1 protein-coding gene is annotated in these 1,457 nt (G+C 41.2%); it reads right to left on the reverse strand.

Annotated features, from left to right (window positions below):
• Nucleotides 1-1,457: hypothetical protein (locus RUMCAL_RS16045; protein WP_021683595.1), on the reverse strand; the 1,457-nt coding region annotated here is incomplete at both ends.

Raw genomic sequence — 1,457 nt, forward strand, 5'->3', positions numbered from 1 at the left:
CGTCTGCATCGCCAAGTATGGGAACATCGTCAAATACGCCGTCACTGTCAAAGTCATATACCAGTTCACTGCATTCTTTTTCTGTATTGAATTGCAGCAAAACATCTTTCGATCGAACAAAGTTGATAAAATAACTGCCAAACCAATCGAGGTATTCTTCATGACTGCCATCAAATGCATCCTGTTCTTTTTGAGCAGCGGTTGGAATTGCCTGTACAAGTACTTCTCCATCGCCGGTGATTGCAAATCCAGTGTCCTGTTTTGAAACCGTCACCGTTTGATTCGGTGAGACATCAACAGCAATTGTACTGCTGGCTACTGGTGCGAAATTGTAATTGCCTTCATCATATACTACTATATATGATACTGTGATTTTTTGAGTATCTGTATTGGTGTAAGCTACACTGTTTTTAGAGAAATCCATTTTGCACTTTGTGCCAACATCATATAGTTTAGGATCATTTGGATTTTGATATCCTGTCTGTTCTATTCTGAGGCGATATCCTTCGCCCTTAATGCTAAAGGCAAATTCAGGCGCACGTTCATTCTTTTCCAAGTGGAAAGAAGAACCTTTGCCAAAGAAAATATAATCTCCGTAATTGACCTTTCCTAATTTCCAAAAATCGTATGTCTGTCCGTCTTTTGTAGTAGAACTCAACTGCATCTGATCTTTTCCACCGTTGTAAAATTCTAGTTTCACGGTTTCTGAAACATCAGTGTTAGTTTTTGCAGTACCACGGATCGGCGCTTTGTAAGTCAAAAGAGAATCGTCATCTGAGGCATACAGTAAGACATCACCATTTTCCGTAGAGGCTTCATATGCCGGGATGCAGAACTGTTTGGTTTCCGAATTGATATAGATGCAGGCATCATCTCTGAATGCCGATGTTTCTGTACCTTGCTTTACACAGTTGCTGTCGTAGGTGATAATGCAGGTATCATAACTGATACCATCAAATGTCCAGTTGCCGGACAGTTCATCCATACCAACCACAGCGTGCGTGCCGCCTTTTTTGGTAGCAATACCCGCCATAAAGTAAGTGCCTTTTTCCTTGCAGCGTGCTGCACAATCCAGAAACATATCCGTATGCTCTTCTTTGGTCAGCATTGCAGGTGCTGCAATAACTGCAAGTTCCACCTCTGTATATAGCTGCAGAGAGTTGTAATAAGCAATCAACGCATCCACATCATCGGTCAGTGTCACGTCGTATAACGTTTCTGCACCCTCTTGTAAATCTCCCGGTGTCAGTTCGCCATTGTGGACCAACACCGAAATGGCAGTCATACCAAAGCAAAGTCCACCCTTATAAGCTACACGAGAAATATCCATTTCATAGTGTAAATTTATTTCCGAATCCGTCATATTAGCTCTTACCGGCTCATATACTCTTTTTGCAAAATCTTCATGTGATAAGGTACATAAGTGATTTGCAAATGAAAAAGTATCTTTGTACATT

Source organism: Ruminococcus callidus ATCC 27760, from assembly GCF_000468015.1.
GTDB classification, from domain to species: Bacteria; Bacillota; Clostridia; order Oscillospirales; family Ruminococcaceae; genus Ruminococcus_C; species Ruminococcus_C callidus.